Here is a 23,552-nt window from a genome sequence, read left to right on the forward strand (position 1 = left end):
CCTAAGAAACGGTGACGACGAACTTGCCGATGTTGGCTCGGTTACGGAGATGCGTGATTGCTTGTGGGGCGTCCTCGAAGCGGAAGACCCCACCCACGGCCGGACGGAACACGCCCGCGTCGATCAGCTCGACGAGCCGTTCCATCATGGGCCGAAGGCTGGACGGGTCGCGTGCCAGGGCTCCGAGGTTCACCGTGCAGAACGAGCGGCTGCTCATGAACAGGTCCCGGCCGTCGACGGCCAGATCGAGCACTCCTGCGGCACCGATTTCGATGAAGCGACCCCCGGGGCGGAGCAGTGCCAGGCCGCGGCCCACGGCATCGCCGGAGAGGGAATCGACGACGAGATCGAGCCCCCGGCCAGGCACGAGTTCTCGCACGGCGTCAGCGAAGTCAACTTCCGCATAGTTGATGGGGTGCTGGACCCCCAAGGCTGCCAGGTGCTCCAGCTTGGCTTCCGTACTCGCGGTCCCGAACACGGTGGCGCCGTGGTGCAGCGCCAACTGCACGCATGCGGTCCCGGTAGCGCCTGCCGCCGCCTGGATGAGTACCTGGTCGCCTCGGTTCATGTGCGCCTTGTGCTCAAGGCATGCGATAGCGGTGAGGCCGCTCACCAGCATGGACGCCGCGTCCGTGAAGGAGACACCACGAGGCAGAGGAGTAACCGTGTAGGACTCTGTCGTCACGCGGGACGCGTAGCCTCCTTGCGAAGTGAGCGCGATGACGGTGTCGCCGGGCTTGACGTGCTCGACTCCGTCGCCCACCGCGTAGACGACGCCGGCCACTTCGTGCCCTGGGACGAAGGGCGGGGTTGAGAGGAACGGATGAAATCCGGTGGACGCCAGCACGTCGATGAAGTTGACCCCGATGGCATGCACATCGATAACGACATCCTCCGGCCCGGGCTTGCGCACGGGTACTTCCTGCAGGCGCATCTCGAGCCCGGATGGGGCAGCGACGATGGTGTAGCCGGAGACGCTGCTGTGGCGCTCCGCCTCGTCCATCGAGATTTCCTGTGCGCTCTGCGGCAGTGCTTCGGGCTGTGCTTCCGTTTCTTCGAGTTCGTCAGCTCCGAGCACGCCGTCCAGGTAGAGCCCGACGGCGTCCACAGTCTGGTGGTTGAACATGAACGTCGCAGGAAGTTCGATCCCGTAGTGCGCCCCGATCCTGCGGGTGACCGAGACGGCGAGCAGCGAGTCAACTCCCAGGCGGTCGAAGCGAACCGAGGGGTCGATCTCGTCCGGAGAACGCCGAAGTGCGCGCGCCAGCTCCGATCGGACGAAGTCGGCAGCCGAGCTTCCATCGCCTCCTGGACGTGCGGCCCGCGTCCGTGGTGACCCGGGCGCTCCGTGCCCGCGGTTGAATCGAGCGACCAGCTCGTCCGCGACGTCGTCGCGGACGTCCACGACCGCGAGCTGTCGATGGGCGCTCGCCAAGACGTCCAGGAACGCGCGGGCCCCCTCTTCCGGAACGATCGGGTGCAAGCCTGTTTCGAGAAGCTGGCGCTGGTACTTGGGGTCCGCAACCATCCCCAGGTCTGCCCAGGGCCCCCAGTTGACCGAACGCACAGGCGTGCGCCGACTGCGTCCGGTGCCCGTCAGCGCGTCAAGCGCCGCATTGGCCGCCGCGTAGCACCCCTGCCCCGGCGTGACGAACAGGCTTGCCAGTGAGGAGAACAGCACGATGAAGTCCAGATCCTCCGAGGCCACCGTGTCGATGAGGACCTGAGCACCGCGCTCTTTCGGCTTCATGATCGCGTGCATGCGGTCGGTCGACGTCGACTGGAGCAGTGCGTCGTCGAGGATGCCCGCGGTGTGCATCACGCCGTGCAGAGCACCGAAGTGGCGAAGCGTCTCGTTCAGGGCTCGCCGCATGGCGGCCTCGTCGGTCACATCGGCCTGGATGTAGAGCAACTGTCCACCAGCGGATTCGATCGCCTCCGTAAGCTGCGAGTCGGCTCGATCGCGGCGCCCGGTGATCACCACTCGCGCACCCACCTCTTGGGCGAGAGCCACCGCGAGCGTCGAGCCCAGGCCTCCCTGCCCACCCGTGATCCAGTAGACCCCGCCGGGCCTGAGGTCCGCCGGGGTGGAGCCGGGTTCCACCGGGGTCAAGGACGGAAGCATGCGCTCCCCGCGCTGGTACCGAACACAGAACGAGCTGGGCCGCACCGCGAGCTCTGCGGCGATGTCGCGGGCGAGTTCGCGTGTCGGGAGCTCGTCGGCATCGACCTGAATCGCTCGCCCCGACCAGCTCACTGTCTCCTCTTCGAGCGCGCGCAACAGCGGTGGCAGCGTGGCATCGCTGGTCACCATCGCGAGTTCACGACGCGAGGCGGACTGGCTCTGTGCGGCGCACCGCACAAGTGAGAGGAACGCCTCGCGCTCCGGCTCGACGCAGAGCAGGCGCGCGGCCGTCGGCTGCGACTCCAAAAACGCCAGACCGTCGTCACCCTCGGGCATCGGAGCGACGGTGCATGTGGTGCCGCCCTTGCGAAGCTCTTCCACCAGGGGCGCACACCTCTCGGCATCCCCGGAGAGGATCACGACCTGTTCGAGGTGCTCGGCAGCCTCGGAGGGCCGAGGCTGTGGCATCAGTTCCACGGCGAAGAACCGCGTGGAGTGCCGGTTGCGTATGCGCTTGAGTGACACGCACGCGAACTGCACAAGAACCTGGCCCTCGGCATCGAGGATCCGAACGTCGCAGTCGAAGCTATCTGCGTTCTCATCCAGGTCGTCGCGCAGCCGCACATGGGCAAGCGTCGGACCGGACCACTTGGCGAAGACATCGACTCGCTGATAGCCGAACCCCACGAAGGTGCCCCTGGCGCCGGCATCGATGGAGAGCGCGGCGATCGACTGCATCGCTCCGTCCACGACATCCGCGGGAAGCCAACGGCCAAGGGTCTCCGCCGAAGGAGGCGCGAGCTGCGCGAGCAGCTCCTTCTCGCCCAGCCGGAGGTCGGTCACCACCCGCATGGTGGCTCCGTACGAGAGACCCGACGCCGCCAGGTGCTCGTACAGGGCCTCGGACCCGACGTCCTGGGGGCACCGCCGACGGATCGCGGACAGGTCGGCCGCGGGCGGGACCGGCCGAGTGTCCGACCACACCGCGGAGACATGCTCCTCCCACACGGCGCCAGGCTCGTTCGCCGAGCGACTCTCGATGGACAGCAACGGCTCGTCTCCCGCGCGAACTCGCCGGGAGACCCGCACGCGGCGAGCCTCGCCCTCGGCGACCGCCAGAGGGTTCGTGACCAGTACGTCGCCGAGTCCGTATCGGCTCTCCTGCCCGGCGTTCAGCTCCTGCAGCGCGGCATCGAGCATCCACGCCGCAGGCGCTATCGCGCGCTCTTGCACGCGGTGATCACGGATGGCCGGCAGCGAGCCGGTGACCACCAGCCCTTCCGATCGCTCCGGTCGCGGGCTCGGAGGCTCGACCCAGCACTCCTGACGCTGCCAGGGATACGACGGCAACCGCGAGGCGGACCGGGGCCGGCCGCCGTAGAACTTGTGCCAGTCGATGTCGCAGCCGGCCTCGAAGAGCGCGGCGACCGACTCGTGGGGGGCCCGTTCGTCCATGCGGCGCATCGCGGGGACGGCGGCTACGGGATGGCCGGCGTCCTCAAGACACTCCGTCACCGAGAGGGACAGCAAGGGGTGAGGGCTCAACTCCAAGAACACGCGGTGTCCCGCCGCCCCCGCGCTGCCCACCGCGTCCGCGAACAGCACGGGGTCACGCAGATTTCGCCACCAGTAGTCCGCATTCAGCGCGTTCGTGTCGAAGCGCTGCCCGGCGAGGGACGAATAGAAGGGAATGGTCGCGCGACGCGGCGACAGCCCGGAGAGCTCCGAGACGAGATCCTGCTCAAGGTCCTCCAGCAGAGCACAGTGCGACGCCACATCCACCTTGACGCGTCGGCAGAAGACCCCCTTGGCGTCCATAGCGGCGGTGAAGTCGTCGACAGCCTCGGTTTCTCCCGACACGACTGTCGTACTCGGACCATTGTGAGCAGCGAGCGACAAACGGTCTCCATACGGCCCCAGGAGCTCTCGCACCTCCGATACCGGAAGCGAGACGAGCGCCATGGCGCCCTGCCCCCGATGCCGCATCATCAGTGCACTGCGGCGGCAGATGACCCGCGCCGCGTCCTCCAGGCGCAGCGCACCCGAGACATAGGCCGCCGCCGTTTCTCCCATGCTGTGTCCGATGACACCGGCCGGCTTCACACCCCAGTACCTGAAGACCGAGGCCAGGCCGATCTGCATCGCGAAGATCGCCGGCTGGACGACATCGATCCGGTCCAACAGAGGGGCGCTGTCCTCCTGGGTCAAGACCTCTCGGAGCGACCAGGAAACATGGGGTGCGAATGCCTGCTCGCAGCGCGAAATGGCGAGGTCGAAGGCAGGTTCTGTGTCAAGCAGAGCCCGCCCCATCCCGATCCACTGAGCGCCTTGTCCCGGGAACACGAAGATGACACCCGCGTCATCCGGCACAGGGCGCCCGGCCGCGAACGGCCCCCGCAATCGCGAAAGAAGCTCATCCTTGTCCTCGAAGGTGAATGCGGCACGGAAGTGACGCCCCCGAGGCCCGCCACGCCCCCGAACCAGCGTTGCCGCGGCACACCCCTTCCGCAGCTCGTCGCCGCTCAGCTCGTCGGCCCATGTCGCGTAGCGCGCGGCCTGCGTGCGAAGCGCCCCCTCCGTGGCGGCAGAGAGTGCAAGGAGCTGCACGGGATGCTCCTTGGCCACTGAATTCTTCGGCTCCGGTGCGGGGCCGAGAAGCGCGTGTGCGTTGGTGCCGCCGAAGCCGAAGGAGCTCACGCCGGCCACGCCGACTTCTTCCGCGGATTCCCACTTCGTCAGCGAGGACTGCGGTCGCAGCCCGAGTCCGTCGAAATCGATGTCAGGGTTCGGCTCCGCGCAGTGCAGCGTCGGCGGTAGGGCCTTTCGCTCGAAACACAGAGCCACCTTGATCAGGCCGGCGATGCCCGCTGCTGCTTCCAGGTGCCCGACGTTCGTCTTCACCGAACCGATCGCGCACGGCCGATCGGCGCGGCGACCCTTGCCGAGGACACCCCCGAGTGCGGCGGTTTCTATCTGGTCGCCGATCGCCGTCCCCGTTCCGTGGGCCTCGACGTAGCTGACCTCCCACGGCTCGACGCCCGCGTGAGCGAGCGCAAGCCGCACAACCTCCTCTTGCGCGTGACGGCTTGGCGCCAGCAGTCCGTTTGTGCGCCCGTCCGAGGCCACTGCCGAACCCCGGATCACCGCCGAGATGCGGTCACTGTCGCGCAGGGCTTCGCTCAGCGGTTTCAACACGACTACGCCCGCGCCTTCGCTGCGCACGTAGCCGTCGGCCTGCGCTGAGAACGTCTTGCAGCGCCCGTCGGGCGCCATTACTCCCGAGTTGTCGAACGCCTCGGTGATCGATGTAGTCAGGATCACGTTCACGCCGCCGACGACGGCGACACCACACTCCCCCCGCCTTATCGCCTCGCATGCCAGATGGACAGCGACGAGGGACGAGGAACAGGCCGTGTCGATCGACAGACTCGGCCCGCGCAAGTCGAGGAAGTAGGACAGCCTGTTGGCAGCGACGCTGGATGCCCCACCCAGCAAGGAATAGGCGTCCGCCGAAGGCGAGTCCGCCAGGACATTTCTGTAGTCCGAGCTGGAGATGCCGACGAAGACCCCCGTGGGTGAACCTGCCAGGCTGTACGGATCGATCCCCGCGTCCTCAAGGGCCTCCCAAGCGACCTCCAGGATGAGCCGCTGCTGCGGATCGATCTTGGCAGCCTCGTGCTCACTGATGCCGAAGAAGTCGAGATCCAGACCGCCGATCCCCTTGAGGAAACCTCCAAGGCCCGCACGCGCCGAGCCGCTGTTTCCGCGGCTCCATCGCGAGAACCTCTCGTCGGGAACTCGTCCAATGGCGTCCCCACCCCGTTCGAGCAATTCCCAGAATGCATCCGGGTTGTCGGCTCCTGGAAACCTGCACCCCATGCCGACGATCGCGATCGGTTCGCTGTGGACATGCTCGGTAGCGGCTCGGCGCGGCGTGGTGACGCAGCTCTTCTCGGCCAACCTTCCCTGGAGGTGGTCCAGGAGTCCCCTGAGGGTGGGAAAGTCGTACGCGATGGTCGGTGAGATCTTCCGGCCCAAGTGGGCGCTGAGTTCACCGGCGAGCCCGACCGCCTCGACTGAAGACAGACCATACGTCGCCAGCGGTTCGTGGATCGAGATCTCATCGCTCGAATCCATGTGGGCAAGCTCGGCTATTCGCTGGCACAGCCAGGTTTCCAGCTCCGCCTCTGTCATTGCTGCCCCCTCGGTATCAGTCGTCATGGCCTGAGTCCTTTTCCGTTCCACGGAGACTGGCCGGCGAGGTAGTCCTTCCGCGACTCCCCGCGCTGCAATTTCCCGCTAGACGTCTTGGGGAGGGATCCGGCAGGAAGAAGGACGACGTCTCGCACGGCCAACCGATGCTCCTGCATCACCGCGCGCCGTACCGCTCTCGCCACGCTCTCGGGCTCCGCCGAATCCTTGCCACCGCCGGTCTCGCGGCGGACTTCGACCGCGACCACAACGGCCTCTTCCCCGTCCGTCTCCACGCTGAAGACCGCCACACATCCAGGCCGGATCGCCGAGTGCGCGCACTCCGTGGTCCGCTCAATGTCCTGTGGGTAGTGGTTTCGCCCGGCCACGATGATGACGTCCTTGATGCGGCCGGTGACGAAGAGACCCTCTTCGGTCTGAAAGCCGAGGTCGCCCGTGCGCATGAACGGACCCTCGTCACTGTCGCTCAGCGTCGCCGCGAAGACCTCCCTGCTGACGTCGGGGCGCTGCCAGTAGCCGACTGCGACGCTCTCGCCCGCGACCCAGATCTCTCCCACCTGTCCCAAGCGGCATCGGACTCGCTCCTGCGGGTCGACAATGGCCACTTCCAGACCTTGGCTGATGCCGCATCCGACAAGAACGCGCGCGTCCGGGCTACCTTCCGGCACTCCTCGCGCGACACCGCGTTCGAGCTCGCCCCCATCGAAAGCACGGAATATCCGCGGCTGTGCCGTCGGCGCCCCGCTCACCATCAGCGTGCTCTCGGCGAGTCCATAGACCGGAACGATGGCCTCCGGGCGGAATCCCGAAGATGCGAACGCATAGCAGAATCGTTGCAGTGACTCCGCTCGAATCGGCTCGGCACCGTTGGCCACGACGGCCCAGGACGACAGATCAAGCGACTTACGGTCTTCTTCGGGCACTTTCCGTGCACACAACTCGAACGCGAAGTTGGGGGCAGCCGAAGCCGTACCCCGATACTTCGAGATCGCGTGCAACCACCGCACCGGACGCTGCAGAAATGCCATGGTCGGCATCAATACCGAATGGATTCTCATCACTGCCGGCAGGATGATCATCGAGATCAGTCCCATGTCATGATAGGGGGGCAGCCACCCGACATTAACCGTTGATTCGTCCAGGTCGAGCGACCTGCAGATCAATTCAATGTTGTGGATGAGGTTGCCGTGAGTGACCATCACGCCCTTCGGCTGGCCAGTCGAGCCGGACGTGTATTGCAGAAACGCAACGGAGCTCGCCTCCAGCAGTGCCGGCGGGGACCATCCGGCTCCATACCCGTCAGGAATAGTGTCGACGGTCAGCCAGGCCGTTTCCTGCAGCTCTGGAATCGAGCCTGTCGCTGCTTCGGCAAACGTCCGAATAGAAGATGTGGTCAGAACGGCGGCGGGCTGGGCATCCTCGGCAATCCCGGCCAGCCGGAGCATCCCCCGCCCGCGCTGCGGATAAGCCGGCACTGCGACAACACCTGCGTACAGGCACCCAAAGAACGCGATGATGAAATCTTGACCAGGAGCAAACAACAGGAGCGCTCGGGAACCTGGCTCCACGTGCGTGCGGAGTATCGCAGCGACAGCCCGTGCCTTGGCGTCGAGCATCGAGGAGGTGAGTGATGGTTCCTCCTCCTCGCCGTCGGGCAGGAACGTGAACAGCTTGCGATCCGGGGTGTGCGCCGAATTTGCACGTAAGGCATCGACCACTGTCTCGAAGTTGACTGCGCCTAGGGTCGTGGCTCTTCTCGACGACATCGCGTGCCGTTGCTTGTTCGGTGTATCCGACATGTCCACGTCGCGGGGCGACAGCGAAACGGGTTCGTCAAGCATTCTCAGCCTCATCCATTAGGGGGCTAACAACCGAGCCATTGGATACTTTCGCACGAGAGATGTCCGCGTGCGGCTTATTCGCAATCTCGACCTTCGAGCACCGGCGAACAGTCATCACGCCACCGCAGAGACTGTTGATCAGCTCATCGATAACGAAATGGAGCTTTCCGTTCGCCGGCCCCCAGGTCGCCGTAAAACTTGGCAGTTACATCACATCGACTTCGGCCAGTACCACGCCCATGAAGTTCCGGACTGGATGCGCGAACCGAGTACGGTCTGGCAGGCGATTGGCCAGGTCGGAGACAGACAGATGTTCCCGCGCCTTGAAGCCGAACTCGCAGAGAGCGCTATCGATTTCGATGGGCTGCCAGCCGAAAACATACGGTTCGCCACGGCGCGCGACGTTTCGGGCGGTTGCCAGTGCACCCTTGTGCTGTGAGGTACCGTCGATCACTTCGCGGTACATGTAATCCATCAGCAGGAGACTGCCCGGTGCCGCGATATGCCGGATGTCGCGCATGGTCCTGGCGACGTCGCCGCCGTCCAGGTACATGGTTACGGCCAGCCATGAATAGAGGGTTGGCTTGCGCGGATCGAAACCGGGATGGTTCGCGAGAGCATCGGGAATTCGATCTTTGCTGAAGTCGCACTGCACGTAGGCAACCGGGGTGAGCGGAGATAGGTGCTCCGCGGCGATCCGGTTTCGCTTCTCACTCTGCGTTACTGGGTGATCAACCTCGTATATCCGGAAGCCGTCGTCGAGCCGGTGCCGATGTGCGGTGCTGTCGTACCCCGCGCCTAACACCACGAGTTGCCTGATCCCGACGTCATAAGCGTCCCGAAGGACCTCGTCGGCGTATCGGCAACGGAGCAACACTTCAGCTACAATCCCCGTATACTTCCGGTCGCACACTTTCAGCGCGGCCCGCGCCAAAGGCCCGTTAAGGGTCAGCAACTTGAAGCGCCGGTCACGCAATAACCTGACTGCGATCCTATCCGTAAGCATTCGTCGCTCTTCTGGATACGCGAGCTCCGCAGCCCGCATGGCGGCAGCAATTTCTGCTGTCTGACTTGAAGTTCTCATCCGCAGCCTCTCTTCTGCTGTCGGCTGGATTCGTAAGCTGATGCCGATGAGCTGTTGCCCTGTCGCGCGGACACACCAGTACTGTCCATAGGGGTCCAGGCCGACCCTCCGTCCGAGTACTCAATACAGAGTCGGCGCGCCGGACACCATTGAAAATGGCTACGCGGGCGGCCATTTGGGATCTCTGCACGCACGATTGGGCGGCGCCCGCCTCGAAGACGCCCTCCGGAATCTGCTGGACCGCGGCAGCAGGCGGAGAAAGGCTTCGTGGACATCGGCTCGTCGTTCCCAGCCGATGCGAAGGCGTTTGAAGCCGAGGAGCCAGGCGAAGCCGCGCCGGCAGCATGGAGTACGGGGAGCAGCTGGGTGCCGTCGTTGCGGTTGACGCCAATGAGCATGACGGCGTGCGGGAGGAGTAATACGCGGTCCTGGAGACTGTCGGTTTGCCAGCAGACGCGAGCCGTAGGACCGACCCCGGACGGCTGGCAGCCGGCGAAGCGGCGCCAGTGCTTTACCGGGAATAGGAGGGACGTGCGGACGATGACGCAATGGTCAGATGAGGCGTCTGCCAGGTGGACGTCAGGCGCTCCGCCCGCTACTGCCGCGCACCGACGGCCTCGCCAAGGGGACCGTCAAGGGCATCCACAAGATGCAGGTCCTGACCGGGATCGGCGCAGCCCAGCCGCTGTAGACACTCCAGCCGCTGTAGGCACAGCAGACACTCGCGTGACGGTGAGCATCGGAGGATGCTCACCGTCGTCCTTTCCCGCCGACCCGGGCCTCGGGCATGCCATACCTCGTCGACCGGCGGCCAGGTCGTAGGCGGCCCGGCCGCCTACGACGGAGGCGGCCGGCCCGTCGGGGTGTGAGGGGTCAGTTGGCGGCTGAGTCGGTCGTGCTGTTCCTGGCGCGCCGATGGTGCTGCGGACCTGGGCGGCCAGTGCCCGGGTGCTGGGGGCGGGGCGTTGGGCGAGGCGGTGGATGCGCCAGGTGAGGACGTGTGCCGGTGACCGGGCGTCGTCCAGGTTGCAGTGGCGGGCGGCCTGCTGGAGGAGACGGGCAGGCTGGTGGCCCGCGGCTTCGGCTTCCGCGAGGACGGCGAACATCGCGCCCCATGCCGGGTCGTACAGGATCTGCTGCGCGTGCTCGGGCACGGCTTCGTGTACGAGGTGCGCGTAGCGCGCGGGTGTCGCTGTCGTCGGCATGCGCAGGGCAAGGGCGGCCAGGGGCTTGGCGGCGGCCAGGTCGTAGGCGGCCTGTAGGTGCTGCAAGGTCCGGTGGGCGGCGATGACTTGATGGTCGCGGTCGCGGAGTTGGTGCCAGCGGATGGCGGCGATGACGACGAGGACGGCTGAGCCGAGGAACATCGCGAGCGCCGTTGCATCCCCCTTCACGGGCTGGCGGCGCATGGCACGGACGGCGCTGCGCAGGGCGCGGGCGTGGTGGTGGTCGGCGCGGATACGAGAGCGGGGGCGGGTGACGCGTTCGAAGGCGATGGCCGCCAGCTGGAGCTGGGGTCCGACGCCTTGGAGTGAGAGGGGCGGGAGGGCGGCGAGTGCTGTACCGAAGGCGGCGAGGTGGGCCTGGGCGGCTGCGTCGTCGTCTCGGTCGAGGAGCGTGGGTATGCGTTCGATGGCGGCGCTGGCCTGGTGCCAGGGGTTGGGTTTAGGCCGGCCCAGGTGCGGGTTGATGAACTGCGGATCGTTGGCTTCCAGATGTTCTCGGGCGGTCAGCTGATGGTCGGCGCGGTGGGCCTTTTCGTGCTCGGCGCGGGTGGGGTGTTGGGCAGCGGTGTGCTCGCCGCAGACGACCTGGTGCAGGCCGTACTCGCGCTCGATGACGGCGAGTTCTTTGTCTGCGGCGAGGTGATCGTTCTGGTGCTCGGCGGGCCGGAGGTCTCCTCGTACGGTGGTGGCGAGGACATGGATGTGGTCGTCGGCATGGCGGACGGCGACCCACCGGCAGCCGTCAGGGTCGCCTTCGGCGGCGATGCCGGAGGCGTGCACGATGCGGCGGGCGAAGGCCGCCCAGTCCTCGTCGGTGAGGCTGCGGTCCTCGGGTGCGGCGTGGATGGAGCAGTGCCACACATGCTGTACGGGAGCGCGGTCGCCGGCCTGCTCGACCCTCAGGTTCAGCGCTGCGACGAGCTGATCCTGGGAGCCTTGAAAGTCTTCGGAGCGGGCGGGGTCGGGCGCGGAGCCGTTCCATGAGGCGACCAGGTGGGGGTCGGTGTGTTCGTTGGCGAGGCCGGGTCCGTAGACGTATCTGATCAGGTCATGGGTGTTCTTACCGCGGGTGATGTCGGCGATCAATCAGTCCGCCTTCTTTCTGCTTCTTCCTGAACGTCGCGCGGTTCGCGCGGGCGTAAACGTGGGTGAGCCCGGGGTGTGTCCTCCATTGTTGTGGCGCGTCAGAAGTGTTGTAACCGGCCAGGAAGGCGGCAGTTCGGGAACTCCTCGTGCTCGATAGGGCGTCGCGGCCTTGCGGCGGTGTTTGCCGTGCGACTGCAGGGTGAGAGGGTCGGTGAAGCGGTGCTCGCGCATCGGCACCGCCGTTCGCGGGCGGGCCACCGGACGAACTTGGCTGCGCCATCGACGGGTGTACGCACGCTTCTTGGGGCCGTGACCAGCGAGATCAGCCGCTGCCTTGGAGTGAGGGCGGTGTGACAACCGTGCGTTAAGTCCGTGTTAAGCGGTCGCCCAGCGCGACGAGGATGCTTGTCCTCCGAGACGCCGCATGGCCGATGGCGTCGCTGTGCCTGACGAGGAGCACTGATGGACCGCATTCCCGTGTGTATCCGCGCGGACGATCCGATCTCACAGCTCGGAGTGACCGCGGAGCTCAGACCGCGGCCAGAGGTGCGGGTGCTCGGAGCCGACGAGATGGACGAGGCGAGGGTCGCCGTGGTCGTCACCGGCGCGGTGACCGAGGGAACCCCACAAGTCCTGCGATCGGTCGCTGCCCGGATGAGCGAGGCTCGACTGGTGCTGGTCGCCCCAGAGATCGAGGAGTCCGACCTGGTGCCCGTGGTGGAGGCGGGTGTGGTGGGGGTGGTCCGCCGCAGGGACGCCACCGCGGAACGGTTGGTCACGGTGCTCCAGTCAGCCGCGGCGGGCGAGGGAGCCGTACCACCGGATCTGTTAGGCCGGCTGCTCGACCAGGTTGGCCGTGTGCAGCGTCAGGTGCTGGCGCCACGCGGCCTGAACTTCAACAACCTTACGGAACGGGAGATCCAGGTGCTGCGGCTCGCCGCCGAAGGGCTCGACACCGCTGAGATCGCGGCTGCGGTCGCCTACTCCGCACGGACGGTGAAGCAGGTCCTCCACGACTTCCAGAATCGCTTTCAACTCCGCAACCGCTGCCATGCCGTGGCGTATGCCATGCGACACGGCATGATCTGAAGGACGGGCGGACGACCGCTGGTTCCCGGGGCAACGCGAACGACCGCTGCCTCCCCCGGCAACGCGAACGGCTGCCTCTGCTTCCCCTCGATCGCGCGTCATCCGGCGCGGACGATTTCCCATGGTGCTGGGACGTCTCCCCATTGGGCGGTTTTCGCGGAACACGGGGTCACCGATGAACCACGCGGCTAGGGTCTCTCGGACAACGCTGGGCTGCTGGGACCCACGTGCCGAGCAGCCGGGAGGCGTGTCCGGCTGGGTGCAGAGGTTGGTTGAGGATGGCGGGGAAGCCGAGGCAGGGGCGAGAGCCCGGGGAGTTCGCGGAGACAGGGCCCGGCGCACGGGGCGAACAGTGCGACGCGGAACTCATGGTGCGCGCCAGGGCCGGGGACGACACCGCCTTCGGTGTCCTCTACAAGCGCCACTTGGAATCGGCTCATCGGCTGGCCCGGCTCTACGCGTCCACTCCGGCGGATGCGGAGGACATCGCGTCCGAGGGTTTCACCCAAGTGCTTAGTGCGGTACGCGCCGGCGGCGGCCCACGGGAGGCGTTTCGGCCCTACGTGCTGACCACGGTGCGCAGGATCGCGGTCAGAAGAGCAGCGGGGGCGAAGCGGGATATGCCCACGCCGGAGCTGGAGAGCTACTCAACGCCGATCCCCTTTGAGGACCCCGTCCTGGCCGATCTGGAAGCCTCGCTGGTCGCGCGCGCCTTCGCGGCCCTGCCCGAGCGCTGGCAGGCCGTCCTGTGGCACACCGCGGTGGAAGGGGAGAGCCCGGCTCAGGTGGCGGAACACCTCGGGTTATCGGCCAACGGGGTCGCCGCGCTGGCCGTCCGCGCCCGTGAGGGACTGCGCAAGGAGTATCTGCAGGCGCATCTGTCCGCGGAGAAGATGGAGCGGGAGTGCCGCAGATGCGCCTCAAAACTGGCCGCCTATGTACGCGGGCCGCTCAGCGCGCGGGCTCGGCGCCGCGTCGAAGAGCACCTCGCCGATTGCGACCGCTGCGCCCCGCTACTGCCAGAGCTTCGTGAGATCTCCGGCCGCCTGCGCGGCATCCTGGCCCCGCTGATCCTGGGCCCGGTCTTCGCCGGGTACTTCACCTCGCCGGCCGACGGATCACCGGGCGAGACGGCGGACGGAACGGGGGAGCCGGCGGAGGGAGCGGAGGAGCCGGCCGGGCCGGACGACGACAGGGGACCCGGCGAGGAGGTGGCGGGCGGTGGTGCTTCAACGGGACCCGCCGTGGCCGTCGTTTCGCTGGCCGCCGTCGTTGTCGCGTTCGCGGTGGCCGGATCGTTTCTCCTGTCCGAGGGCTCAATCTCGCGCCCCCGCACAGTAGGCAGAGCCCCCGTCACCGGTCCCAGTCCGACCCCGGCGCTGACGACTGCGTCCGCACCACCGGCGCCCGCCTCGTCCCACCCGATGCCGCCCTTACCGACGGAATCCCGGCCGGGCGACCGCAGGGTTGGGCCAGGTCCGAAGCCGACCCCGGGCACCTCCGCGGACCGCACCAACGTCCCGTCCAACTCCCCGTCCAACTCCCCGTCCAGCACCCCGTCAAACGGCCCCGGCCCCGTTCCCGACCCCCGGCTGAGCGACGGCGCCTTCGAGTCGCCATCGGTCGGCGATTCCGACCATATCCCGTACGGCAATGGCCAGTTCATTGGAGGATGGCGGGTCGAGAACTCCGTGAACCTGACCGGTTCGAAGGCGTGGCAGCCGGCGAACGGCACGCAGTCACTCGATCTGAACGGCGATCCGCCCGGACCCGCCAACGGAGCGATCAGTCAAAGCTTGGCCACCGAGCCTGGTCAGCAGTACACAGTGAGTTACTACCTGGCCGGCAATCCCATCTGCGGGCCCGCCGTGAAATCCCTGACCGTCCAGGTCGCCGACGTCTCGAAGGACTTCTCCTTCGACACCACCGGGCATTCGGCCTCCGCGATGGGGTGGCGGCCGGAGACCGTACGCTTCACCGCGAACGGTGACCGGACCACACTGCGCCTGGCCAGTACCACCGACCCGAACAGCGCTTGCGGGCCGGCCATCGACAACGTCAAGGTCGCTGCCCGTAACGCGGCACACTGATCCAGCCGAGCCCTTCGGCGGGACAGGAAGGCCACGTGAGTGGTGAGCATTCGACACATCCACCACCCGCACGGGGCCTTGGCCGCGATCAGAACCCACGAGATTCAACAGCGCTCGTGCTCAAGACACCTGGTGCGTTCGGCCGACGTGCTGCCCGGCATCGGGGTTCTCCTCCGGAGGGTGGTTGACGAGGCGGTGGTGACGCCAGCCCCGGTTCGTCGGTATCGAGGCCGAGTGAGGCGAGCGTGGCGGCATACCGCCGTCGGGCCTGCTCGGCGGCGGCGGGTGCGCCGATGCGGTGGTAGGTCCTGAGCAGCAGGTGCCACCCCGTGTCGTGAAAGCGGTCAATGGCGAGACATTTCTCGGCTGCGGCCACGGCTTCCTGCAGGTTGCCGGCTTGGAGTTCGGCGGCGGCGAGTTCCGCGGCGGCGTCGGCCGCCTGGCGCCGGTAGATCTCGCGGTCCTGCTGCAGCCACTCGGCGGGGCCGTCCTCGGGGAGCAGCTCGCCGTGGTACTGGGCGAGCGCGTCCCGAAGGCCCTGCACGGCCGTGGCGGTGTCCCCGGTTGCCTTCGCCTGCTTACCCCGGGTCAGCGCGGTCTGGAACTCGAGTGTGTCGAGGTAGGCGTCGGAAGGCAGGTTGAGCAGGTAGGCGTCGCCGACGCGGACCACCAGTCGTGGTTTGCCGCGATCCCGATCGGGCTCCAGGACACTGCGCAGGCTGGAGACGGCCACTTGCAGATTGGCCGTGGCCGACTTAGGGGGCGCAGCCGGCCAGAGCGCCTCGATGAGGGCCTCCCGGTGTACGGGCCGGCCCGCACGCATGGTGAGTAACCTCATCGCGGCGCGGGCGCGGGGGCGGACCCTCGTCCAGTCGACCACCAGGTCACCGACGGTCATTCGGAATCCGCCGAAGCACCTGATCGCCACCCGGGAGTTCCGCTCGTTGGGGTGCACGGATGCCGCCGGCGCATGCCATCGCCCGGTCGGGCCGTTCGGTACGGCGGCCGGTGATGCGCCGGTGGAGCCCGGCGAGGGAGCGCAACGCGGGCTTCGGCGCCGCTCGCTGTCGGGGCGGGGAGCCACGAGCGGCGCGGTGGCGTTCGCGGGGTGCCCGCTCCGTACGGCACTGAGTTCGAGGACCGGCGGCTCCTCGCCGACATCGAGCAGTGCGAGGAGTTCCCAGGCCCAGGAGCGGACCAGATGGGCGTCCATCGCGCGGCGGCATCGGGCCGACGAGGTCAAGTGTCGCCCGCAGCCGTCGCAGGAGAGGTCGGTCAAGGAAGCCCCGGAGCGGGCGAGCGCTTGTCCGGCGTGGTCATCACGACAGCCGCACTCGGCGGTGGATGAGGCGGCGTCCAGCCTCTGGGCCGCGATGAGCCAGGCGCTGCGGACCGCCTGGCTCGACCAGGCCATGCCGGTCGAGTCCAGGCGACCGGCCACCTGCTTGAGCATTCTTGTGCCCTCGTCGCCGCCATCGGCATCCTGGATCAGGCGCAGGGCGACCCGCAGCAGCTGCAGTCCGGCGTCAGCCCCGGACAGGTCGTTCGGCTCTGAGTCGGTGGCGCAGTGGCCGGCCGCATCATCGACGAGGTGGCCCCTGGGTAAAGGCGCGTCAGGCTTCAGCACTTCGGCATCCTTCTCCTTCCCTGGCTGTGCATCACAGTTCGTGTCCACACCTACACAGAGACGTCCGGTGCCGCGCTATGACGGGAAAACGCCGAGATTTTTCCGACGCAACGCGCCCGGCCGGTGGCCGCCTGCCAGCGGGCGCCCTTTCGTGCGGCTCGGCCACCCCAAAAACCGCCCCGATTGCGGCTGCGGAAGGGCGGCCCGGACGCTGACCATGTGACGGGCAGTCGATGCGGCCGGTGGCCGCGCAGGAGAAGCGGACCGTGCGACGACGACGCCAGCCGAGGGACACCCCCGTGCCCTATGACGTTGGCGGTCGCCGTACGGCTTCTCCTCGCGGCGCCGCTGCGCCCGCCCCTGGCCCGCTCGACCCGGCCGGTTGCCTGTTGTGAGCGGGAGGAGACCGGTCGGTCGGGCGGCGCCGGGCAGCTGGTGGGAGATCTCGTCACCGCTCCCCGCCCGACGCGGAATCGGACGCGAACACGTCGGCAGTCCAGCCGCTGTCGCAGCTCATCGGCTGTGGGAGAAGGACGAGCCGGTCCGGACATCGGTCCTGCGCGACGGAGACGGTGAGGAGCCGCTATCCATGCACACCGAGACATACAGACCATCTGCTCTGCCAACCATCGGGGGCTGCGAGTTACAGGCCGCGGGCGTCGACTGGGACGCGGTCCGCGCGCCCCGCAGCATCGGCATACGTGCGCTGGCAATCCTGGGGAACCACAGCGGTGCCGTGATCGAGGACCCGTGCGAGCCCGCTGTCTACTGGTTCGTCCGCGAGGGTTCGACAACCGGCTGGGAGGTCCCGGAGACCCGTCCGCTCGGCGTGACGCAGTACCTCGTTGTTCCGCCTGCGCATCGCGTCAAAGGGCCGGGGCCGCACTGGCGGATCTCCCCCACCGACGGCCGGCTGATCACCGACGTCCGGGCGCTACGAACGGCCATCGAGGCCGCGGTCGCACCGTTCCGTGGCCCTTGAGGCGAGACGGCGTGACCGCCGCCCCCGCCTGATCCGAGCGGTTGATATGCCAGGAGGCCTCGACGGCCACATGGCCACGGGCGCCCGGCCCCAGACGCCGTCCTTGTCCCCCCGAGGACGGCATGGCCCGCCCTTCCTTCCCCCCGGCGGGCCTGATCAGCCGTCCCGTCCCTCTCCGGCCTCCTGCCAATCGGAGCGGGGCGGGACGGCCCGCCGTCACAAACGACAGAAGGAAGCAGCGGAGTTGAGCGGTCCGGAGGTCTGCTCACCGCAATCGAAAACCGATCGTGGTCGACCTTGTTTGCGCCGAGGGAGAAATAGGTGGGGCTGCAATCGCCGGACTGGCAATGATCGTATTCGGGATCTTCATCATCGTAGTGATCATTGTGGGGATCTGGGCCTACTGGGAGATCAATACCTTCCCTGACTTCGCTCTCGGCGGCGGACGACTCAACGCCCTGATTGCTGCCCTGTCGGCAGAGGCCGGCGACATGTCGGGCTGGCTGTCCCCTGTCTTCCGGGTGCCGTGTACGCGGGAGGAATCGGGGCCAGTGGATGGTCGTCGCCTCATCATCGGCACGTATCTCAACTGGCAATGCGTCGCCCCGCGTCTGCGGACCTACAGCGAACAGACCAATAACTCTCCGACCCTGTCCGCATATCTCGAAGAACGATTCGGAGGCCGCCGTGGGAGTCTTCGCATTGTCTCGGCGACCGTCGCCGTCGTGTGCTTCACCCTCGACGTGGCGAGCGGATTCGTGGCGGGCGCCTAGCTGCTCCACCAGATTTTCGGCGTCGGCTTCTCATTCGGCCTCACCGTCGTCGCCGCGGTGATGGTCGTCTACTGATGCTCCGGTGCCAACCCGAAGAGAACCACTGGCGCAGCGACCTGCGTTCGGCTCACTCGGGCCGGCTCCCCTGGCCCTACGCCGCTCCACAACTGGGGCACGCGACCCGCGCCGTCCCCACAGTGAGCCCGCACGGTCCACAGCCTCACCTCTCACGACAGGCAGCCCCCACAGGACCTTAAGCACATCAGGAGAATCATGGCCAGATCACCCCGGCATCTCGCCGTCCTCGTCCTGCTCATACTCGCCCTTCTCCTTCCTACGCTCGCCCCGGCCACTGCCACGACGGAAACGCCTCCGCTGCCGTACCCGACACGGTCCGACTACCGAATCAAGGGCATCCAGCCGGACTTCTGGTCGAACAAGGACGAGATCTCCGGCAACAACACCGGCGGCGTGTCGATGAACCTGCTCTGGGCGGACTGGGAGCCGAGCGTCAAGGCTTCCCCGTGCGCCGCCGGAGAGGAGGAGTTCGACGGGCACTGCTTCACCGTCCCGTCCAACGTGGACTCGGCCATCAAGGGGTGGACGGACCGCGGCCTGGTGGTGACCGCCATCGTCTACGGCACGCCAGTCTGGGCCCGCCAGGGCCGAACCTGCGAACCCGCCCAGCCCGGCTTCGAGATCTTCTGCGTGCCCAACGATCCCTCCGACTACGGACGGTTCGCCGGAATGCTGGCCCAGCGCTACGACGGACTCCACGGGCACGGCCGGATCGCCGACTTCGTGATCAACAACGAGGTCAACACCAACACCTGGTTCAACATCGGCTGCGGCCGGGGCAAGCCCTGTGACACCACGGAATGGCTCGACCAGATCGCGTCCAACTACAACGCCGCCTACGACCGCATCACCGCCCAGCAGCCGACCGCCAAGGTGCTCACCTCGCTGGAGCACCACTTCGGTACGGCCTACGACCGACCCACTGACAACGACGCGATGCTGTCCGGCATGACCGTGCTCAAGGGCCTGGCCGCCCGGGCGGGATCGCGTCAATGGCGGGTCGCCTACCACCCCTACCCTCCCGACCTGTTGAAGTCCGCCTTCTCCGCCGACGACTTCCCCAAGGCCACTTACGGCAACATCGGCGTGGTGGTGGGCTGGCTGCGCCAGCAGTTCCCGGACACCCCCTCGGCATGGACCATCCAGCTCACCGAGAGCGGGATCAACTCCGGAGACAACTCAAGCGAGTCGGAGCAGTCCGCGGCCGTGTGCGACACCTTCCGCAACGTGCTCGGCACGCCGGGCATCGAGAGCTACATCTACCACCGGATGCAAGACCACCCTGCCGAGGGCGGCCTCAAACTCGGCCTTCGCAGGCAGGACGGCACGGCAAAGCCCGCGTGGTCCACCTGGGCGCTGGCCAACCGCAACGACCTTCCGACACCCCAGCTCTCCTGCGGCTTCGAGCAGCTGCCCCACACACTGCTGCGCCGCGGCTACAGCGCCGACCGGGGCCACATAGCCTCCTCTCGGCTGCTGCCGCCCGGAGTCACACACGAGCAGACCTGGAAGCTGCTGCGCCACCACTCGGCCGGCACGATCATGCTCTATGAGTGCAAGGCCGGCGGACACACCTTGCTGACCTCCGATCCCGGGTGCGAAGGCCAATTCCCCATGGGACCCGTCGGCTACATCCACACCCGTCAGGTGCACGGGTCGGTACCCCTGTACCGCTGCTACGTCCCGTCCAACGGAGACCACTTCGTGTCCAGCGCGGCCAACTGCGAGGGGCACACCAGGGAATCTCTGCTCGGCTACGCGATCCGGTGACACCGTCACAGCGCGAGTCATGCGCCAGGAAGCGGGACAACGGCAAGGCTGGCTGGGGTGACGCCAGGTGATCGTTCCCTTCACTCTCTGGCAGCCGTATGGCGACGTGAAGGTCGTGCGGGACCACTACGTCGAGATGGCCGCGTGGATCGACTGCCTGGAGGCGCACAGCAGCGGTCTGATCCGGCCGGCCGACGGATACGGCGATTGGTTGGACATCGACCACTGCACGCCGCTCGACCTCATCGGCACCGCCTACTTCGCCGAATCCACGGCGATGATGGCCCAGATGGCTCGCGCCCTGGACAAGAGCTACGACGCCATGCGGTACCTGGCGCTGTGGGCGGACATCCGCGATGCCTTCCACACGAGGTTCGTCGGCGCAGAAGGACAGGTCGGCAACGGCAGCCAGACGTCGTACGTGCTGCGCTCTCGGCTTCCACTTGGTGCCCGACGGACTCATCAAGGCCGCGGCCAACAAGATGGTCGCCGGCATCAAGGCGCACGCGAGGGCACATTCGTCCTGCGCGCGACCATGCTGGGGAACCCACGGCGACCGTCTTCGTGCCCGCGTCCTCCCGCAACGCGGTGATCGCACCGCCGGGCGCGCGTTTCGTCCGCACAAGCGGTGGCGCGGCCGTCTACGAGGTCGGCTCCGGCACGTACACGTTTACTGCCCGCTGATCCGGGAACTCCGCGGTGAAAGTTTTAGGGATGCGCTCAGTAAACCGAATTTCGTTGCAACTATGGCGCTGCCCCATCGGGCCCAGGAGAGTTCCCGAACCGCCGCCCACTTGGCCTTTCCGGTGCCAATGGAACGTCACCACAATGGTATTGCCAAAGCGGGTCCGGGGGAATCGACCCGAAGAGTCGACCAATCGAATCCGCTGCTCAAGCAACTGGCCGTCAAGGCCCATCACTCCGCACATCACTTCAAGACGATTACCCGAGAGGATCTCATGCTGGTCTTACGCACTTCCCTCACCGCCCTCACCGCGGCGGCCGTCCTTCTTGCCGGTGCAGGCACCGCGCTGGCTGCCCCGGCAGACAGCAGCGGCCAGGCGAGCCGCCTGGCTGCGTCATCCACCGCCGCCGTGAGCCGCTTCGACGACGGCAGCTTCGAAACCCCCAAGGTGAAGCCCAACACCTTCGACGGATTCGCGGCAGGGCAGTCCTTCGGCCCCTGGAAAGTCGCCAGTGGAACCGTTGATCTGATAGGCGCCGGGTACTGGCAGGCGGCCGAGGGAGACCAGTCCCTGGACCTCAACGGCAACGACGCGGGGGCCGTGTCCCAGACCTTCACCACCAGGCCGGGGACCAGGTACACGGTGACGTACTCGCTCGCCGGCAACCCCGAACTCGACCACGTCCCGCCCCTGAAGACGGGCAAGGTCCTCATCGACGACCAGAACTTCCAGGACTTCTCCTTCAACGTCACCGGCAAGACGAAGACGAACATGGGCTACGTGAGGCGGCAGCTGACCTTCGTGGCCACCGGCGCATCCACGACCCTGACGTTCGCCAGCACCACTCTCCACAGCGCGACCGGACCGGTCATCGACGACGTCATGGTCGAACGCTGCAAGCCCGACTGCTGCGACTGACCATCACCAACACAGCTAAGCCCTGCCGCGGTTACCCGCTGCGCAGGCTCGCGATGGTGACAGCGGCCCCGGCGAAATCGGGGCCACTGTCTCGTAGAGGGGTGGCGGTCCGGCCCCTGCTCGATAGTCGGACCTCCGGTGTCCCGCAAGTCCGCACCGCCCAGACAGGCGTCGGTGAGACTCGCGCCGAACAGGATGGTGCGGGTGAGACAGGGTCGAGGCAGGCACCGGTGAGGTCCGCCTCGACGAGGTGGGCGCCGGCGAGGTCCGCGCCGCCGAGTTCGACATAGGCGAGATGAAGGCGGCGATCTTCGCCACGGTCACGATCCCGACGCCCTGTGACTTGGTTGTCTCCTGGGTGCTGCCGTCTGCAGCCTGGCCGATGACCCGCAGGTGCGGGCGAGCACGCTCACTCTGTGAGCTCGACCAGGATCTCCTCGAGCCAGCGCAGGTGGGCATCCAGGGTGCGGCCCTTGTAGTCATGGACGTGGTCGAGAATCCGTGCCATCCGTGCGCGGTCCACCCCCGGCAGCCACGGCTCCTCGCGGATCTCCCGAGCACGGAACCGCTCCGCCTGGGCGCGCCGGGCCTCCAGCTCGGTGCGTACCAGGCGGACCTGTTCCTGCTCGCTCAGGAAGATCGCGAAGGTGTAGCGGATCACGAACTCGGGGTCGCCGAAGTCGGGCGAGGGGGTGTACGGCTCGGCGAGGCGGTCCCGCAGCGTCCGCTCGCCGGCGTCCGTGACGCGGTACACCTTCGAGTCCGGGCGCCCTTCGTTGTGCTGCACGGTGTAGTCGATCCAGCCGTCGGCGCACATGCGGCCCAGCGTCCGGTAGATCTGACTCTGCTGGGTGCGCAGCCGGATCATCCGGCCCATCTCGCTGTCCAGCCAGCGCTTCAGGTCGTAGCCCGTACAGGGACGCATCGCCATTCTACCACACATTTTTTTGTTATTTTTGTTGTACATTTGTTAATTGTTGTTGATTGCATTTGAATTTGTTGTTGTTATTGCCCAGCCTACCCCCCGTTGTTGTTACACACGTTGGCCACACACACACACATTGTTGTTGACGTTGCCCGGGTACCTTGTTGGCCCAGCGGGGGGGGGGGGGGGGGCACGTTTATTTGACACGTTTACGTTGTTACGGCGGGGGGGGGGGGGGGGGGGGGGGGGGGGGGGGGGGGGGGGGGGGGGACACACACACACACACACAGCCCAGCCCACGTTTGAAGTTTGTTTGTTATTGTTACCTTGTACATTGGCCACGTTGACGGCCATTTGAACACACACACACGGTGCACGTTGGTGGCCCAGGGGGGGGGGGGGGGGCCCCGTTTACGTTGGTGGTAATTGCAATTTGTACGTTTATTGTTCACACACGTTGTACAGCCCCACACACGACTTGTTACCTTGTTAATTTTGATTGTTAGCTTGTTGTTGTTGTTGTTGTTACGTTGGTGGCCGGGGGGGTTTTGCGCGCGCGCACACACATTGTTGGTGGGGGGGGGGGGGGGGGGGGGGGGGGGGGGGGGGGGGGGGGGGGGGGGGGGGGGGGGGGGGGGGGGGGGGGGGGGGGGGGAGGGAGGGGGGGGGGGACGCAGGCGCAGAGGCAGGGGGGGGGGGGGGGGGAGGGGGAGGGAGGCGCGCGCGCGCGCGCGCGCGCGCGCGCGCGCGCGCGCGCGCGCGCGCGCGCGCGCGCGCGCGCGCGCAGGGACGGGGGGGGGGGGGGGGGGGGGGGGGGGGGGGGGGGGGGCGGGGGGGGGGGGGGGGGGGGGGGGGGGGGGGGGGGGGGGGGGGGGGGGGGGGGGGGGGGGGGGGGGGGGGGGGGGGGGGGGGGGGGGGGGGGGGGGGGGGGGGGGGGGGGGGGGGGGGGGGAGGGGGGGGGGGAGGGGGCGAGGGGGGGGGGGGGGGGGGGGGGGGGGGGGGGGGGGGGGGGGGGGGGGGGGGGGGGGGGGGGGGGGGGG

The 23,552-nt window shown here is 67.4% G+C and carries 13 protein-coding genes and 1 pseudogene; 7 read left to right on the forward strand and 7 right to left on the reverse strand.

Going from position 1 to position 23,552, the window contains the following annotated elements:
• Position 1 precedes the first annotated feature (1 nt).
• From OOK40_RS34875 to OOK40_RS34890, 4 genes are all read right to left on the reverse strand, one after another.
• Positions 2–6,346: a type I polyketide synthase gene (locus OOK40_RS34875; protein ID WP_266489711.1), complete on the reverse strand. Its 6,345-nt coding sequence runs from the start codon at positions 6,344–6,346 to the stop codon at positions 2–4.
• The gene (locus OOK40_RS34880) at positions 6,343–8,178 is read right to left on the reverse strand and encodes a fatty acyl-AMP ligase (protein ID WP_266489713.1); all 1,836 of its coding nucleotides are present in this window, start codon (positions 8,176–8,178) and stop codon (positions 6,343–6,345) included. The genes OOK40_RS34875 and OOK40_RS34880 overlap by 4 nt, the downstream gene beginning before the upstream one ends.
• A gap of 205 nt (positions 8,179–8,383) precedes the next feature.
• On the reverse strand, positions 8,384–9,262 hold the full coding sequence (locus OOK40_RS34885; RefSeq protein ID WP_266489715.1) for an SAM-dependent methyltransferase: 879 nt from the start codon (positions 9,260–9,262) through the stop codon (positions 8,384–8,386).
• A gap of 632 nt (positions 9,263–9,894) precedes the next feature.
• Positions 9,895–11,574, reverse strand: coding sequence for a mobilization protein (locus tag OOK40_RS34890; protein WP_266489717.1), 1,680 nt, complete (start codon positions 11,572–11,574; stop codon positions 9,895–9,897).
• 462 nt (positions 11,575–12,036) lie between these two features.
• Between OOK40_RS34890 and OOK40_RS34895 the strand changes: the two genes are divergently transcribed.
• A complete protein-coding gene (locus OOK40_RS34895) occupies positions 12,037–12,663 on the forward strand; it encodes a LuxR C-terminal-related transcriptional regulator (RefSeq protein WP_266489724.1) in 627 nt (208 codons plus the stop codon).
• A 278-nt stretch (positions 12,664–12,941) separates the two neighbouring features.
• Entirely contained in the window at positions 12,942–14,753 is a 1,812-nt protein-coding gene (locus tag OOK40_RS34900; RefSeq protein ID WP_266489725.1) for a choice-of-anchor C family protein, read from the forward strand.
• A gap of 88 nt (positions 14,754–14,841) precedes the next feature.
• Here OOK40_RS34900 and OOK40_RS34905 read toward each other — a convergent pair whose 3' ends face one another.
• Entirely contained in the window at positions 14,842–16,380 is a 1,539-nt protein-coding gene (locus OOK40_RS34905; protein ID WP_266489727.1) for a BTAD domain-containing putative transcriptional regulator, read from the reverse strand.
• 589 nt (positions 16,381–16,969) lie between these two features.
• On the opposite strand from OOK40_RS34905, the gene OOK40_RS34910 reads away from it, so the two are divergent.
• The 5 genes from OOK40_RS34910 (at position 16,970) to OOK40_RS34930 (ending at position 21,587) form a co-directional block, all read left to right on the forward strand.
• On the forward strand, positions 16,970–17,362 hold the full coding sequence (locus OOK40_RS34910) for a hypothetical protein (RefSeq protein WP_266489729.1): 393 nt from the start codon (positions 16,970–16,972) through the stop codon (positions 17,360–17,362).
• Between the two features lie 287 nt (positions 17,363–17,649).
• The gene (locus OOK40_RS34915; RefSeq protein ID WP_266489731.1) at positions 17,650–18,135 is read left to right on the forward strand and encodes a hypothetical protein; all 486 of its coding nucleotides are present in this window, start codon (positions 17,650–17,652) and stop codon (positions 18,133–18,135) included.
• A 273-nt stretch (positions 18,136–18,408) separates the two neighbouring features.
• Positions 18,409–19,983: a DUF5722 domain-containing protein gene (locus tag OOK40_RS34920; RefSeq protein ID WP_266489733.1), complete on the forward strand. Its 1,575-nt coding sequence runs from the start codon at positions 18,409–18,411 to the stop codon at positions 19,981–19,983.
• A gap of 67 nt (positions 19,984–20,050) precedes the next feature.
• Entirely contained in the window at positions 20,051–20,575 is a 525-nt protein-coding gene (locus tag OOK40_RS34925) for a hypothetical protein (protein ID WP_266489735.1), read from the forward strand.
• Positions 20,576–20,942: 367 nt separating this feature from the next.
• The gene (locus OOK40_RS34930; protein ID WP_266489737.1) at positions 20,943–21,587 is read left to right on the forward strand and encodes a choice-of-anchor C family protein; all 645 of its coding nucleotides are present in this window, start codon (positions 20,943–20,945) and stop codon (positions 21,585–21,587) included.
• 31 nt (positions 21,588–21,618) lie between these two features.
• On the opposite strand, the pseudogene OOK40_RS35510 reads toward OOK40_RS34930, so the two are convergent.
• Positions 21,619–21,870, reverse strand: a pseudogene (locus OOK40_RS35510) (pentapeptide repeat-containing protein); the annotation flags it as partial.
• A gap of 126 nt (positions 21,871–21,996) precedes the next feature.
• Entirely contained in the window at positions 21,997–22,518 is a 522-nt protein-coding gene (locus tag OOK40_RS34935; protein ID WP_266489739.1) for a PadR family transcriptional regulator, read from the reverse strand.
• Between the last annotated feature and the right edge of the window lie 1,034 nt (positions 22,519–23,552).

The organism is Streptomyces sp. NBC_01481, from assembly GCF_026339995.1.
Lineage (GTDB): Bacteria > Actinomycetota > Actinomycetes > Streptomycetales > Streptomycetaceae > Streptomyces.